Below are 13779 nucleotides of genomic sequence, written 5' to 3' on the forward strand. Positions count from 1 at the left end.
GCGCGCCCTCTTCGAGCGATACCCGGATCTGCGCCTGGACGGCCCGCCGGTCCCACACCACCTGCGGAACCTGCACGCCTACCGCTCCATGCCCGTCACGCTAGTTGCCGACTAGCCGCAACCGCGTGGTCGCACTCGACAGTTTCGGCAACGCTGAGCGCTTACTTGATCAAGCGCCCATGTCGAGGGGGTGGCCCCTTCCTGACCTAGACATACATTCTGTATGTATGTAACAGTGGTAAGGAATCGCGACGACCAGGAGGTACCCATGGCAATCAGCGCAGCACTCGGTCCCGCCCGCGAGGTGGACTTGCCCGGCGGTCGTATCCGGTATCACGAGACCGGGGCGGGCGCTGCGGTCGTGTTCGTGCACGGCTTGCTCGTCAACGCAGACCTGTGGCGCAAGGTGGTACCGGCGGTCGCCGCCGCGGGCTACCGCTGCCTGGCACCGGACCTGCCGCTCGGCGCGCACCAGATCCCGGTCCCGAACGCGGACCTGACCCCGGTCGGCGTCGCCGACCTGATCGCCGCATTCCTCGCGCGGCTCGACCTCACCGACGTGACCCTGGTCGCCAACGACACCGGTGGCGCGATCACCCAAATCCTGCTGACCCGGGACCGGTCCAGGATCGGCCGCGTCGTGCTCGCATCCGTCGACAGCTACGAGAGCTTCTTTCCTCGGCCGTTCTCGGTGCTGCCGCCGTTGGCGCGAATCCCCGGGTCGATCCGCCTGTTGACCGAGTCGATGCGTATCCGGGCGCTGCACCGTCTCCCGCTGACCTTCGGTTGGGTTGCCAAGCGGCCGGTGCCACCCGAGATCATCGACTCGTATCTGCTGCCGAGTCGGAACTCGGCTGCGATCCGAAAAGACCTGCGTCGCTTCTTGATATCCGTGCAGCCCCGCTACACGCTGGCCGCCGCGAGGCACTTCGGCGAGATCGACCTCCCGGTGTTGCTGGCCTGGGCTCGTGCCGACCGCGTCTTCCCGGTCTCGTTCGCCGAGCGTCTGGCCCGCGACCTGCCGAACGCCACCGTGCGACTGATCGACGACTCCTACACCTTCCTTCCAGAAGATCAGCCCGAGTTGCTCACCGAAGCGATCCTGGAGTTCACTCGGCTGCATGCCACGCCGTAGCCAGGAAGACCGCTCCCGCGCCACCAGGGCTGCGCTCGAGCAGGCCGGACGCCGCTTGTTCACCGAGCGGGGCTTCGCGGCGACCTCGGCCGAAGAATTGGTCACCGAGGCCGGGGTCACTCGCGGCGCGCTACACCACCACTACGGCGACAAGCGGGGACTGTTTCGCGCCGTGCTCGAGCAGATCGAGGTCGAGGCCACCGAGGAGATCGAGAAGGCGATCGCGTCGGTCGATTCCGACGACGTGATGGCCGGAATGTCCGTCGGACTCGGTGTCTTCCTGGAGATCTGCCAGCGGCCGGCGATGTTGCGGATCGGACTCACCGACGCACCCGCCGTACTCGGCTGGCAGGCGTGGCGAGAGTTCGAATCGGCGCACGGCCTCGGCTTGATCACCACCCAGCTCGAGCGCGCCCGGGCCGGCGGACTGATCGCCGATGCTCCGGTCCCGGTGCTCGCCCAACTCGTGATCAGCGTGATCAGCGAGGCCGCCTTGATCGTCGCGCACGCCACCGACCCGGAGACCACCCGTGCGCAGACTCAGCAGTCGGTGCTGCTGTTGATCTCCGGACTTTTGCGAACCGGCGACTGAAGCAGCACTGGCGACTGAAGCGCTATCGCGGCCCCCACCGGCAGAGAACCGTCTGCCTCGCATCGTCGGCGCGACGAGGCTGGGCGGCGCAGCACGCGGGTAGCCGCGTCTGCGCCGGGTGGTCGGACGCGCGTGGGAAGATGACGACGTGCGTTTGTATCGGGATGAGGCTGTGGTGGTGCGCCAGCACAAACTCGGCGAGGCGGATCGTATCGTCACGCTGCTCACCCGGCAGTACGGTCTGGTGCGGGCGGTCGCCAAGGGGGTGCGGCGAACCAAATCGAGGTTCGGGGCTCGGCTGGAGCCGTTCTCCTATATCGATGTGCAACTCCATCCGGGGCGCACGCTCGACACCGTTACTCAGGTGCACACGATGGAGGCGTTCGCTGCCGACATCATCGACGACTACGGGCGCTACACCACCGCGTGTGCCGTGCTGGAAACCGCCGAGCGGCTGGCGGGCGAGGAACGCGCTCCCGCGCCCCGGCTGCACGCGCTGACCGCGAGCGCGTTGCGCGCCATCGCGGCCAAGCAACGCCCGCACGACATGATTCTGGACGCGTTCCTGTTGCGCGCCATGGGGTTCGCGGGGTGGGCGCCCGCGCTGGACGAATGCGCCAAGTGCGCGACACCTGGTCCGCATCGAGCCTTTCACGTCGCGGCCGGCGGCGCGGTGTGTGTGCACTGCCGCCCGCCGGGTGCGGCGACGCCTTCCCCGGGTGTGCTCGATTTGCTGATCGCCCTGCGGCGCGGCGACTGGGAATATGTCGAGACGGTGCCGGATGTGGTGCGCAGACAGGCGAGTGGCCTGGTCGCGGCACATCTCCAGTGGCATCTGGAGCGTCAGTTGCGTACGCTGCCGCTGATCGAGCGGTCGGCCGCTACTACTCCACGAATTGAAGCTCTACCTGGGGCAGCTCGACCATGACGCGAGCACACACCGCGCGGTGCCAGGTGGCTGGGTAGCGGGTATCCGGCTCGTGCTTGCAGTAGTTGTCGTTGGTTCGGTAGGTGTGCAGGCGCGGGGAGATCTCGCCGGCGTCGATGGCGTCGATCATGGCCTCGACCACCTGCTCGGTTTCTTCCGCGATCGCGGCGAGCTCGCGGGCCGCGGCGTCGGGAATCTGGAAGGCGCCCTTCTCCCACCGCTCGACCGTGCGCTCGGCGACCTCGAAGAATCGTGCGCACCAGGGAACCGGGAGCCCGAGTAATTCGCGAGTGGCGCGGAAACCGGCTGCAGTCCCGGTGCCTGGTAAGTCGGTCACGTGCGAGAATCCCCTCCCCAGCGTCACAATATGGAAAAGAATAGGTCACTGTTGCCGACGAGAACCCGGAATTCATCAGGAAGCACTCGGCACTACAGCGTGCTGCGGCGATCAGGCAGGATGGAGGCCGTGATCCTCCGCCGAGACTCTTCCACCGCGACCAGGCCGAATATCGCAGGCGTCGTCCGTCCGCCTTCGCCGCATCCGTCGGGAGCTCGGCCGCCGCAGGTGCCACCGGAACTGGTTCCCCACCATGTCGCGCTGGTGATGGACGGCAACGGACGGTGGGCGCAGGAGCGCGGGCTGCCGCGCACCGCCGGGCACGAGCGCGGCGAGGCGGTACTGATGGACACGGTCGAAGGCTGCATCGAGATCGGGGTGAAGTGGTTGTCGGCCTACGCTTTCTCCACGGAGAACTGGCGCCGCAGCCCCGATGAGGTGCGCTTCCTCATGGGCTTCAACCGCGACGTGATCCGTCGCCGCCGAGACGAGATGCATGAGATGGGCGTGCGGGTGCGCTGGGCTGGACGGCGACCGCGCCTGTGGCGCAGCGTGATCAATGAACTGGAGACCGCCGAGAAACTCACCAAGAACAACACGGTGATGACCCTGACCATGTGCGTCAATTACGGTGGTCGGGCCGAAATCGCCGATGCGGCACGAGAGATCGCACGCCGGGTAGCGGCGGGCGAGATCGATCCGGAGCGAGTCACCGAAGCGACGGTGGCGAAGTATCTGGACGAGCCCGATATGCCCGACGTGGATCTGTTCCTGCGCCCTTCTGGCGAGTTCCGCAGTTCCAACTTCCTCATCTGGCAGTCGGCCTACGCCGAATTCGTATACCAGGACACGCTTTTCCCCGATTTCGACCGGCGCAATCTGTGGGAGGCGTGTCTCCAGTACGCTTCGCGTGACCGCCGTTTCGGCGGCACCAAGTGAACGGTGGCACGGACATGGACGCAGCGGTGACCCCGGAGCGAGAGCTACAGGCGCGGGCCGGAGCCTGTCTATCGCACTACGACATCGATGTCCGCGTCGAATCCGATGGATCGCTCGGGTTCCAATACGACGGAGCGCTGTGCTCGCTGCGCGCGGTGAATCTCGCGCCCGGCCTGGACGTGCTGACCCTCACCTGCGTGCTGGCCTGGGATCGGCCGCTCAAGCCGCAGTTGCACAAGCGGGTCGCTGAGCGCAACAATGCTCTGCAGTTCGGCTCGCTCACCGTGATCGGGCACGGCAAGCTCGCCGACGTCATCCTCCGATACACCTTCCCGGCCGCGGGGCTGGAGGACCAGGCACTGACCACGATGCTGCTGCTCGTGCTGTCCAATGCGGGCCGGGCCAGGCACGGTTTGCTGCCCTGACGGCGCGACAGCCGTCATAACCTATGCCGTGACACCCCTGCTTCATCCGTCGGTGTAAGCGGGATGGTGACCAGGTAGACGCGGTACTCCGAGCTGTCCAGAGGGTCTGCGCGCTCGACCCGCGCAGACACGGCTACCGACGCGGGATCCGGTTCCGGTGGGCTGAGTTCGGTCACCGACAGCCCTGGTCGGCGCTTCTGGTTGGCTCGGCGCCGTCGACCGAACCGCTCGGGAGACTCGCCGATCAGCTCGTGCGGTGTCTCGCCGGCACGCACGACGTGCAGGTGCCGAACACCTCCAAAGTGTGGCTGATGTCGGTGAAGCCGTGCTCGCTCGCGATCGCCTCGGCCCATGCCTCGACCGTTGGGCCCTCCACCTCGACGGTGCGACCGCAGTGCCGGCAGACCAGGTGGTGATGGTGGCCGGTCGAGCACTGCCGGTAGACGGATTCACCGGAGTCGGTGCGCAGCACGTCCACCAGGCCGGCGTCGGCGAGCGACTGTAGGGTCCGGTAGACGGTGGTGAGGCCGATGCCTTCGCCGCGTTTGCGCAGTTCGTCGTGCAACTCCTGGGCGGAGCGGAACTCGTCGATGTCACCGAGCAGGGCGGCGATGGCGCTGCGCTGTCTGGTGCTGCGGATGCCGACCGGTTTCTGCGGAGCGGCCGTGTTGTCTGGCACGAATCACCCTTCCTCGGCGTGTGCGACGGCGTCGACGACAATGTGCGCCAGGTGGTCGTCGACGAGTTCGTACAGGACTTCGCGACCCGACCGCTCGCCGTGCACGACGCCGGCGGCTTTGAGGATACGCAAATGCTGGCTGACCAGTGGCTGGGTGACGCCTAGCGCGTCGACCAATTCGTGTACGCAGCGTGGCGACTCGCGCAACTGCAGTACGATCGCGATCCGGACCGGAGCGGCCAGCGCCCGTAACAGCTCGCCCGCGTCTTCCAGCACGGTTCGCGCGGGAACCGCCGCGGGGGCGGGGGACCGATACGGGTTGTGCGGTGGCGCAGCAGCGGTCTCGGAGGTCATGTCACCAACTCCTTAATGGAAAGCATTACCAGTTTGCGTATGCATAGGTGCGCATGTCAAATGGGCACGCCGAGGCGTGCGATTAAGACCTGCCTGGGGAGTGCCGATAGGCTGGGCACCATCGCAGTATTGCGCCAACACAATAGTGTCGTTTCGACACAACAATCCGACTCGTAGTGGATGGAGAATTCTCGAGTGGCACCCAAGTCGAAGGTGGACACCGTTGCCAACCTCGCCAAGCGCCGGGGTCTGGTGTACCCGAGCGGTGAGATCTACGGAGGCACCAAGTCGGCATGGGACTACGGTCCGCTGGGTGTCGAACTCAAGGAGAACATCAAGAAGCAGTGGTGGCGCGCGATGGTCACCAGCCGCGACGATATCGTCGGCCTCGACTCGTCGGTGATCCTGCCGCGCCAGGTGTGGGTGGCCTCCGGCCACGTCGGCGTGTTCAACGATCCGCTGGTCGAATGCCTGAACTGCCACCACCGCTTCCGGCAGGACCACCTGCAGGAGGCGTACGCACTGAAGAACAAGATCGACGACCCGGACACGGTCTCGATGGAGTTGCTCGCCTGCCCGAACTGCGGCACCGTCGGCCGCTGGACCGAGCCGCGCGACTTCAACATGATGCTCAAGACCTACCTCGGGCCGATCGAATCCGAGGAGGGCTTGCACTACCTGCGCCCGGAAACCGCCCAGGGCATCTTCGTGAACTTCGCGAACGTGATGACCACCGCCCGTAAGAAGCCGCCGTTCGGTATCGCGCAGATCGGCAAGAGCTTCCGCAACGAGATCACCCCGGGCAACTTCATCTTCCGCACCCGTGAGTTCGAGCAGATGGAGATGGAGTTCTTCGTCAAACCGGGCGAGGACGAGCAGTGGCACAAGTACTGGATCGAGACCCGGTTCTCCTGGTACACCGACCTCGGTATCACCCCCGAGAACCTGCGGTTGTTCGTGCACCCGAAGGACAAACTCTCGCACTACTCGGCCGGCACCACCGACATCGAGTACCGCTTCGGCTTCCAGGGCAACGAGTGGGGTGAGCTGGAGGGCGTCGCCAACCGCACCGATTTCGATCTCAAGACGCATTCCGAGCACTCCGGCACCGAACTGAGCTTCTTCGACCAGACCACCAACGAGCGCTACATCCCCTACGTCATCGAACCGGCAGCGGGTCTGACCCGTTCGCTGATGGCCTTCCTGGTCGACGCGTACGCCGAGGACGAGGCCCCGAACGCCAAGGGCGGTGTGGACACCCGCACCGTGTTGCGCCTGGATCGCCGGCTCGCCCCGGTGAAGGCGGCGGTGCTTCCGCTCTCCCGCAACGCCGATCTGACGCCGAAGGCGAAAGACCTCGCCGCGCAACTGCGGAGAAACTGGAACGTCGAGTTCGACGACGCGGGCGCGATCGGCCGTCGCTACCGCCGCCAGGACGAGATCGGCACCCCGTTCTGCATCACTGTCGACTTCGAGACGCTCGAGGACCAGGCGGTGACCATCCGCGAACGCGACTCGATGACCCAGGAGCGCATCGCACTGGACAAGGTCGAGGGATACCTGGCTCAGCACCTGATCGGTGCCTGACCGACCCGAGAACGCCCCATGGCCGGAATCGGCCGCGGGGCGTTCTGTCTCGGTCAGGAACTGTCCTTGCGCGCCGAGATGCCGATTGTGGTCGGAATGAGCAGTGCGAGTCCCCACGGCACCGCTACCCAGAACGGCCGGAAATAGCCTGCGCCGGTCCCGAGGTAAATGGCGACGCGCAGCGCATTGACGAAGACCCACGGAACTCACATGATCGTCTCTGAGTGCGGAACGAGCCCGCTGGTCCGCGCCGGTCGCGAATCCTGTTGCGCGGGAAGATCGGAGAGCGGCGGCGTCAGCTCGCCCTAGGTCTTGGCAGCGTGTACCTGCTGCACCCGATCGTCGAACTCGCCCAGCGACAGTCGGCCTTCATTCATCGCGTGACGTAGTTGGTCGACGATCGTCTCTCGATCGGCGTCGGACGCCCGCACGTGTTCCTCGCCCACGGTGTCAACGGAGGTCCAGCAGGTCCGTTGCGCGCTGCGACCGGTCAGTGACAGCGCGATTCGGCGGCTCCGTAGCTGTCGTGGTGTAGGGCTTCGCCGACATGCTTCTGCCTGCCGAGCGGAGTGAGGTCGAGGTAGTGATGGGTGCCGATCAAGATGTCGCCGCCGCGGCCATAAGAGGAGTAGGTATGGAACACCGTGTCGTCGTCATCCCGCCAGAAGACGCTGGTGCCGGGCTGCTCGCCGTCGGTGTGCCAGGTGAGACCCGCGGCCTCTAGTTCGGCCTTGGTGCGATAGTTGTACTCCACCGGCGCGATGGCTTCGTCCAGGGTGGCGTGGAAGTCGTAGTTGAAGTCGCTGCCGAGCGACGAATACATCGGGAAGGTCCAGCACATCCGTTCGCGGTATCGGTCCAGGGTTTCCCACGGGCCGCGCGACACTGCCGCGAACGTGGTGTCCTGCGCGTTCAGATGGGCGAGATGACCGACGTTGTCGAGGAGCAGGGCGCAACTCGGGCAGCCCGCATCCAGATCCCAGCGCCACATCATGTGGTAGACGATCAGCTGACGGCGACCGTCGAACAGGTCGGCGAGGGTGGCCTTGCCCGTGCGGCCTTCGAAAATGTAGTCCTTGTCGACCAGAACCATCGGCAGGGCACGGCGCCGCTCGGTCAACTCGTCCATTCGATGAGTCATCGCCTTTTCTTCGGCGAGCAGTCGCGTGCGCGCGGTCAGCCAGTCTTCGCGTGATGCCACGGCTGGACGGTTCATGGGCTGCCTTCCTGGTGTGTTGTCCGGGGGACGGTGCTTGTGTAGAGGTAGACCGGTTTTGCCGAGGCAAACTCACCGGCTATCGGACCGTGAACTCGTGCAGGGGCCTGGGCGTGCGCTCCCAAGGGCCGGTGCTTTCTTTCGCGCGGCGGGGACCAGCACGGTGGTGGCGGGCGAGAACCGGCATGTTTCGGTCGGTGGCGGGTGGAAATATCCGGTCTGACGGCGCCGCCGATGGCGCTCGACATGCCGTAGATCACCCAGAGGTGAGGAGCTACGTATGGCGACAGCAGTGATGTTCGACCGCTACGGCGGAATCGACGAGTTGAAGGTCGTCGAGGTGCCGACGCCGAAAGCGGGTCCGGGGAAGGTGCTCGTCGAGGTCGTCGCGGCAGGGATCAACCCGGGTGAGGCGTTGATTCGCAGCGGCATGCTGCACGAACGCTGGCCGGCGACGTTCCCGTCCGGCGAGGGGAGCGATTTCGCGGGCCGGATCGCGGCGGTCGGCGACGGGGTCGGGGGAATCCGGGTCGGTGACGAGGTGCTCGGATTCACCGAAGGCCGGACCAGCCATGCGACCCACGTGCTGGTGCCCGCTGATCAGGTGACGCCCAAGCCCGCCGGTCTGGACTGGGATGTCGCCGGGGCTCTGTACATCGTGGGCACGACGGCTTTCGCCGCGGTGCGCGCCGTAGCCGCCGAGGCAGGCGACACCGTCGCGGTCTCCGGCGCGGCCGGCGGAGTCGGTTCGATCACGGTGCAACTGCTGCGCGCCAGGGGCGCCGAGGTCATCGGCATCGCGGGCGAAACCAACCACGAATGGCTGCGCTCGGTAGGCGTGATCCCGGTCGCCTACGGCGACAACCTGATCGACGCGTTGCGTGCCGCGGCCCCGGGGGGTCTGGACGCGTTCATCGACACCTTCGGCGGCGACTACGTGGACATCGCCATGGAACTCGGCGTCCCGGTAGAGCGCATCGACACCATCATCAACTTCGCCGCTGTGGAGAAGTACGGCGTCAAAGGTGAGGGCAACGCGGCGGCGGGCACCATCGATGTCCTAGCCGAACTCGCCGACCAAGCCGCCGCGGGCGCCATCCAGGTTCCGATCGCCGCGGTCTATCCGCTCGACCGTGTGCAGGATGCGTATCGCGAACTCGAGCAGCGCCATACCCGCGGCAAGATCGTGCTGCATCCCTGAAGGCACGGTCGCCGGTCTGATCCAGGGACCGGAGCCGGTGCGTCAGGCGCTCCGGGCTCGCACCGACCGGGCAGCTCCCGGGGCGGGCGATTCAGTGCGGAACGTCCCAGAACGCGAGTTCGTGGCGCATCCCTTCCCGGAACAGTTGTTCCGCCCGCGCTGGATCGGCGCCCGCCTCATCGATCATCTGCGCGCAGCGGCGGGCGAGTTCGGCGAAGCCGGGATCGGCGTAGGTGTCCACCCATCGGCGGTAGCGTGGCTCCGCGGGCGGGTTCCGGACGAGCTGTGCGCCGAGTGTCGAATATCCCCACATACACGGATAGAGCGCGGCAAGGCCCTCGCTGTACGAGGCGGCCGAGTCGAGGAGGAACGCCGTATACGCGGCGCACGGAGCGCCTTTTCGCGCGCCGTCGAGGTCGGCGCCGAACTCGGCGGCCAGCGAACGGTGCAGCGCGAGCTCCTCGTGGTAGGTGGCGTGCGCGAGGTCGACCAGGTCACCGAGGTGGTCCGCGGGCGCCTGCCAGGCGAGCCGGGCGAATACCCGGACGTAGTCCAGCAGGAACAGATAGTCCTGCTCCAACCAGGATCGGAAGACCGGTTCGGGCAGCGTGCCGTCGGCAATACCCGCTACGGTGGGGTGGGTGCGCTGTTCCTCGACCAGGGGACGGCCGATCTCCTCCAGGTGTGCCGCGAGACTCATACCGGCAGTCTTCCGCATCCGCCTACCCGCTGGGTTTGCACCCGCGTCCGAGTTGCCGCACGCTTGCGATGTGTTGCGGGAAAATGATGGCGTGCTGCGCGCTCTGGCGCCGTCGGAGCAGCGGTTCGTACGGCACGGCACCTACACGGGCCGATCGATCTCGGTACGGGGAGCTCTCGACCCCACGGCGCTCGAGGCGGCCTTCGATACGCTGCGGCGCGCGTACCCGGTAGTTGGCTGCCGCGTCGTGGAAGATGGTGCGGGACAGGGGTATCTGCTCGATCCCGACGAGCGGATGTGGAACTCGGTGTCGGTGCGCCAAGGTGACGTGGACAGCGTCGGCGTTCCCGCGGTGGACCCCGCCGCGCAGCTGGCCTATCTGGATGTCGTCGCCGCGGGCGCGGACCGCTGGCGCGTCACGATGTTCGCCCACCATGGCATCGCCGATGCCGGGCACTGCGTGGAACTGTTGTCCCGGCTCTGGGATTTCTACACCGACATCGTCGAAGGATCGCCGATATCGGTTGTGCCACAAGACTATCCGAAACCGCTGGAGTGGCATGTCACGGCGCGCGGGATCACCAGGTCTGTCAAGTCGGGCTTTGAGGACGTGACCAAACCGCTGTGCACGCCGGCGCGCGCCGAACCCGCCGACAATGCCGAGCCAGTGTCGAGGACGCTCGCGCGCCCACTCCGGGTACGGCTGGATCGGGCCGCCACCGCGCGGATCGTCGAGCTCGGCGGTCAGCCGGGTGTCACGGTGAACGGCCTCATCACCGCCGCGCTGCTGCGCGCGTACGCGACCGAGAACGTGGGCGGTGCGCTGGCGTTGAGTTGTCTGTACCCAGTGAACCTGCGTGCACGGCTCGATCCGCCCGTCGCCGCGGCAGCGGGCACGAATATGGCCGGGGTGGCCTCGTTCGCCGCCGAGGTCGATCCCGCGGGTGGTCTCATCGCACTCGCTCAGCGTATTTCCGGTCAGCTGGCCCAGGATCTGTCCGAAGGCGTCGTACACCAGTCCGTCCTGCATTTTCCGGATTTCTATGGTGCGACCCGAATCCACTCATTGGCCGGTCATATCGCGGTGACCAATACCGGCATCGTTCCCGCGTTCCGCACCCCCGCCGCTATCGAGCTGACCGACTACGAGATCGTCTACGTCTCAGCGCACCCCCGGCCGTCCACGGGCGCCTCCGCCGCGGTCACCTTCCTGGTTTACACGTTCGCGGCCGAACTGATTGTCGGTCTGCTCGGGGGCAGCGCGCCCGCCGAGGGTTTGCTCGCGGCGGTGCGTGCGGAGTTGACCGCGTTGTCGAGAGTCGCCGTCTGCTGACCCTAATCGCGAGTGCCGCGCGCTAGGGGCGTCCGAGCGCACCTGCGGTCGATGACGAGGCGGACGGTGACCGAGCCGACTCGGTCGATCAACTCGTGGCCGGCGGTGGTGACACTGGGACTTGTCGCACGCCAGGTGAAGTTTCTGCCTGGGTTCAGTGTCTCGCTCGTGCTGTCGGCCACGGGGCTGCGTGGACCTGAAGGCCGGTGTGTGCGGATCAAGCAGGCGTGACTTCGAGTACCAATTTGCCTGTAGTGGAGCCGGACTCGATGCGACGGTGCGCCTCGATCGCTTGATGCAGGGGCAGGATCTCGACCTGGATCCGGAGGTCTCCGTTGGCGGCAGCGGCGACCGCGCGACGCAGTGCGGTTCCCGCATCGGCGGAATAGGCGGCGGAAAAGGCGGCCAAGTTGAACCCGCAGACCGTTTTGTTGCTGAACCATAGTTCGTTGGCCGACATCCCGACGTCCGCGGCGCCGGAAGCGTTGCCCATCACCACCATGCGACCCATCGGAGCGAGCCGGTCCAGGCTGGCGCGGCGTGTGGGTCCGCCGACCATGTCGACCACGATGTCGAACTCGCCCACGTCGGCGAGCTGGTCGCGCAGGATCACCTCGTCGTAGCCGAACGCGGTGGCGGTCGCGATCTTCTCAGGGGCGCTAACAGTGCCGACCACGCGACCCGCGCCCAACAGGCGGGCCGCTTGGCCGAGCTGGCTGCCGACACCACCGGCGGCGGCATGTACCAGCACACTCTCGCCGGGTTCGATGTGGGCGACGCGGTCGAGAACCAGGAAAGCGGTGGTGCTGTTAGACGGCAACGCCGCAGCCGTGGCCAGGCTCAGCGACCGCTCATCGATCGGCGCGACCAGGTCCGCGGCGGTGACCGCCACCTCGGCGTACCCGCCGCTGTCGACGATGGTCAACGCGGCCACCGGCTGACCGACAGTCAGTCCCACCACAGCGGCTCCCACAGCGCGGACGTAGCCGGAGATCTCGATGCCGGGCACGAACGGCAGCGGAACGTCGACCAAGCCTTGCCGGTAGAGGATCTCGGCGAAGTTCGCACCGGCGAAGGCCACATCGATGGCGACCTGACCCGGCCCGGGCTCGGGGATTTTCACGGCGGCTTCGCGCAGCACCTCAGCGGGGCCGAACTCGGGGATGGTGACTGCCTTCATCTGCATGTTGCTCATGGCACCAATCCTGCGGTCCCCGCACCTTGATAGGCAGTGTCAGTTCATGGGGGGTGTGCCACCACCAGGCTGAGCGCGCAGCAATCGCTCCAACCGTGCACTGGTCTCGGTGCCGGGGACCGGGTTGTGCAGGATGAGGTGGTGTCCGGGATGGTCAGGCAACGGGAACAGGGTTGCTTCGAACACCATCACCCCGACGTCGGGGTGGTCGACGGCTTTGACCGCGGTGGAATGCTCGGCCGCGTCGTGACGCGCCCACAGTTCGGCGAATTCCGTGCTGACCTGTGCCAGATCCCCTGCGATGCGGTCGAACTCGGGATCGTCGGGATAGCGGCCGGCGTCGGCGCGGAACCCGGCGGCCACCGCCGGGGCGATCTCATTCCACTGCTGGTGCACCACCCGCAACCGCATGTTGGTGAAGAACGACGTCAGGCAGTTGTGGTCGGTAAGGCCATAGCCGAACACCGCCCGCGCCGCATCGTTGACCGCGGTGAAGTTCCAGTGCCGGTCCCGGATATAGCCCGGCCGTGGAGCCCAGGTGTCGAGCAGACGCCGCATCTGCGGTGATGCCGGAATCGACGGCGCCGCCTGCTGTTGTGGCGGATTCAGGCCCGCCAACCGGTACAGGTGAGCGCGTTCGATGTCGTCCAATAGCAACGCGCGCGCGACCGCGTCGAGCACGTCGTCGGACACCTTGATATCGCGGCCTTGCTCGAGCCACGTGTACCAAGACACGCCAACCCCCGCCAATACCGCGACTTCCTCGCGCCGCAACCCTGGTGTGCGTCGTCGCCCGGCTTCGGGCAGCCCCACTGCCGAAGGAACCAACCGCTCGCGTCGACTACGCAGAAACTCCCGCAATTCCTCCCGACGGCGGTCCCGGGCCATGCCACGGTCGGGTTCCTGGTTCAGAGAGGTAGTGCTCACGGATCTACGATAGATCGACGTTATTGCGCCTCGGCACCTACCTCGAATCGGGCCGGAATTGCGACGCCGACCGCGGCGAACGTCCATTCATGCCGTTGACCACGCGTTCTGTCCGGCCAGTGCATGCCTGACCGCCGAGGTACCCGCGCTGAAATCGCCCGCGATGTTGCCCGCGTCGAGCACGAACGCGAGACCACGACGCGGCGAACATGACCCCTGACTCCGCGTAGC

General features: G+C 66.5%; 17 protein-coding genes. 9 read left to right on the forward strand and 8 right to left on the reverse strand.

Annotation, left to right across the window (positions count from 1 at the left end):
• The first annotated feature begins 268 nt into the window (after nucleotides 1–268).
• From AB0C34_RS30765 to recO, 3 genes are all read left to right on the forward strand, one after another.
• Nucleotides 269–1135: an alpha/beta fold hydrolase gene (locus AB0C34_RS30765; RefSeq protein WP_357080735.1), complete on the forward strand. Its 867-nt coding sequence runs from the start codon at nucleotides 269–271 to the stop codon at nucleotides 1133–1135.
• Nucleotides 1122–1727, forward strand: a complete 606-nt coding sequence (locus tag AB0C34_RS30770; protein ID WP_357080738.1) for a TetR/AcrR family transcriptional regulator — start codon at nucleotides 1122–1124, stop codon at nucleotides 1725–1727. The genes AB0C34_RS30765 and AB0C34_RS30770 overlap by 14 nt, the downstream gene beginning before the upstream one ends.
• Nucleotides 1728–1875: 148 nt before the next feature.
• Nucleotides 1876–2655: a DNA repair protein RecO gene (gene recO / locus AB0C34_RS30775; protein ID WP_357080742.1), complete on the forward strand. Its 780-nt coding sequence runs from the start codon at nucleotides 1876–1878 to the stop codon at nucleotides 2653–2655.
• Here recO and AB0C34_RS30780 read toward each other — a convergent pair.
• The gene (locus AB0C34_RS30780) at nucleotides 2612–2992 is read right to left on the reverse strand and encodes a DUF1870 family protein (protein WP_357080745.1); all 381 of its coding nucleotides are present in this window, start codon (nucleotides 2990–2992) and stop codon (nucleotides 2612–2614) included. The two genes, recO and AB0C34_RS30780, sit on opposite strands and share 44 nt — an antisense overlap.
• Nucleotides 2993–3112: 120 nt before the next feature.
• On the opposite strand from AB0C34_RS30780, the gene AB0C34_RS30785 reads away from it, so the two are divergent.
• Together AB0C34_RS30785 and AB0C34_RS30790 are read left to right on the forward strand one after the other, a co-directional pair.
• Nucleotides 3113–3931, forward strand: a complete 819-nt coding sequence (locus AB0C34_RS30785) for an isoprenyl transferase (RefSeq protein WP_357080748.1) — start codon at nucleotides 3113–3115, stop codon at nucleotides 3929–3931.
• A gap of 14 nt (nucleotides 3932–3945) precedes the next feature.
• Nucleotides 3946–4356, forward strand: a complete 411-nt coding sequence (locus AB0C34_RS30790; protein WP_357080751.1) for a hypothetical protein — start codon at nucleotides 3946–3948, stop codon at nucleotides 4354–4356.
• Between the two features lie 244 nt (nucleotides 4357–4600).
• Here the strand turns inward: AB0C34_RS30790 and AB0C34_RS30795 are convergent, their stop codons facing one another.
• Nucleotides 4601–5035 carry a Fur family transcriptional regulator gene (locus tag AB0C34_RS30795; protein ID WP_357080754.1) on the reverse strand — a complete coding sequence of 145 codons (435 nt, stop codon included), beginning with the start codon at nucleotides 5033–5035 and terminating at the stop codon, nucleotides 4601–4603.
• A gap of 3 nt (nucleotides 5036–5038) precedes the next feature.
• Complete coding sequence (locus AB0C34_RS30800; RefSeq protein ID WP_357080757.1) at nucleotides 5039–5389, reverse strand: metalloregulator ArsR/SmtB family transcription factor; 351 nt, start codon at nucleotides 5387–5389, stop codon at nucleotides 5039–5041.
• Nucleotides 5390–5584: 195 nt separating this feature from the next.
• On the opposite strand from AB0C34_RS30800, the gene AB0C34_RS30805 reads away from it, so the two are divergent.
• Nucleotides 5585–6976, forward strand: coding sequence for a glycine--tRNA ligase (locus AB0C34_RS30805; protein ID WP_357080760.1), 1392 nt, complete (start codon nucleotides 5585–5587; stop codon nucleotides 6974–6976).
• A 305-nt stretch (nucleotides 6977–7281) separates the two neighbouring features.
• Here AB0C34_RS30805 and AB0C34_RS30810 read toward each other — a convergent pair whose 3' ends face one another.
• Together AB0C34_RS30810 and AB0C34_RS30815 are read right to left on the reverse strand one after the other, a co-directional pair.
• Nucleotides 7282–7422 carry a DUF1707 domain-containing protein gene (locus AB0C34_RS30810; RefSeq protein ID WP_357080763.1) on the reverse strand — a complete coding sequence of 47 codons (141 nt, stop codon included), beginning with the start codon at nucleotides 7420–7422 and terminating at the stop codon, nucleotides 7282–7284.
• Nucleotides 7423–7466: 44 nt separating this feature from the next.
• Nucleotides 7467–8192, reverse strand: a complete 726-nt coding sequence (locus tag AB0C34_RS30815; RefSeq protein WP_357080766.1) for a DUF899 domain-containing protein — start codon at nucleotides 8190–8192, stop codon at nucleotides 7467–7469.
• A gap of 280 nt (nucleotides 8193–8472) precedes the next feature.
• On the opposite strand from AB0C34_RS30815, the gene AB0C34_RS30820 reads away from it, so the two are divergent.
• Entirely contained in the window at nucleotides 8473–9393 is a 921-nt protein-coding gene (locus AB0C34_RS30820) for an NADP-dependent oxidoreductase (RefSeq protein WP_357080769.1), read from the forward strand.
• Between the two features lie 91 nt (nucleotides 9394–9484).
• Here the strand turns inward: AB0C34_RS30820 and AB0C34_RS30825 are convergent, their stop codons facing one another.
• Nucleotides 9485–10093 carry a transcriptional regulator gene (locus AB0C34_RS30825; protein WP_357080772.1) on the reverse strand — a complete coding sequence of 203 codons (609 nt, stop codon included), beginning with the start codon at nucleotides 10091–10093 and terminating at the stop codon, nucleotides 9485–9487.
• Between the two features lie 91 nt (nucleotides 10094–10184).
• Between AB0C34_RS30825 and AB0C34_RS30830 the strand changes: the two genes are divergently transcribed.
• Both AB0C34_RS30830 and AB0C34_RS30835 read left to right on the forward strand, forming a co-directional pair.
• On the forward strand, nucleotides 10185–11426 hold the full coding sequence (locus AB0C34_RS30830) for an acyltransferase (protein ID WP_357080775.1): 1242 nt from the start codon (nucleotides 10185–10187) through the stop codon (nucleotides 11424–11426).
• A gap of 66 nt (nucleotides 11427–11492) precedes the next feature.
• Entirely contained in the window at nucleotides 11493–11657 is a 165-nt protein-coding gene (locus AB0C34_RS30835; protein ID WP_357080778.1) for a hypothetical protein, read from the forward strand.
• On the opposite strand, the gene AB0C34_RS30840 is transcribed toward AB0C34_RS30835, so the two are convergent.
• Both AB0C34_RS30840 and AB0C34_RS30845 read right to left on the reverse strand, forming a co-directional pair.
• A complete protein-coding gene (locus AB0C34_RS30840) occupies nucleotides 11644–12621 on the reverse strand; it encodes a zinc-binding dehydrogenase (protein WP_357080781.1) in 978 nt (325 codons plus the stop codon). The two genes, AB0C34_RS30835 and AB0C34_RS30840, sit on opposite strands and share 14 nt — an antisense overlap.
• Before the next feature lie 39 nt (nucleotides 12622–12660).
• A complete protein-coding gene (locus AB0C34_RS30845) occupies nucleotides 12661–13548 on the reverse strand; it encodes a helix-turn-helix transcriptional regulator (RefSeq protein WP_357080784.1) in 888 nt (295 codons plus the stop codon).
• Nucleotides 13549–13779: the final 231 nt, after the last annotated feature.

It is taken from the genome of Nocardia sp. NPDC049220 (genome assembly GCF_040647855.1).
Lineage (GTDB): Bacteria > Actinomycetota > Actinomycetes > Mycobacteriales > Mycobacteriaceae > Nocardia.

Excerpts from the sequence above, each read along its gene's own strand:
- AB0C34_RS30785 (WP_357080748.1), top strand. The coding sequence starts at position 3,113 with ATGGAGGCCGTGATCCTCCGCCGAGACTCTTCCACCGCGACCAGGCCG.
- AB0C34_RS30840 (WP_357080781.1), bottom strand. The coding sequence starts at position 12,621 with ATGAGCAACATGCAGATGAAGGCAGTCACCATCCCCGAGTTCGGCCCC.
- AB0C34_RS30765 (WP_357080735.1), top strand. The coding sequence starts at position 269 with ATGGCAATCAGCGCAGCACTCGGTCCCGCCCGCGAGGTGGACTTGCCC.
- AB0C34_RS30820 (WP_357080769.1), top strand. The coding sequence starts at position 8,473 with ATGGCGACAGCAGTGATGTTCGACCGCTACGGCGGAATCGACGAGTTG.
- AB0C34_RS30770 (WP_357080738.1), top strand. The coding sequence starts at position 1,122 with ATGCCACGCCGTAGCCAGGAAGACCGCTCCCGCGCCACCAGGGCTGCG.
- AB0C34_RS30800 (WP_357080757.1), bottom strand. The coding sequence starts at position 5,389 with ATGACCTCCGAGACCGCTGCTGCGCCACCGCACAACCCGTATCGGTCC.
- AB0C34_RS30815 (WP_357080766.1), bottom strand. The coding sequence starts at position 8,192 with ATGAACCGTCCAGCCGTGGCATCACGCGAAGACTGGCTGACCGCGCGC.
- AB0C34_RS30825 (WP_357080772.1), bottom strand. The coding sequence starts at position 10,093 with ATGAGTCTCGCGGCACACCTGGAGGAGATCGGCCGTCCCCTGGTCGAG.
- AB0C34_RS30790 (WP_357080751.1), top strand. The coding sequence starts at position 3,946 with ATGGACGCAGCGGTGACCCCGGAGCGAGAGCTACAGGCGCGGGCCGGA.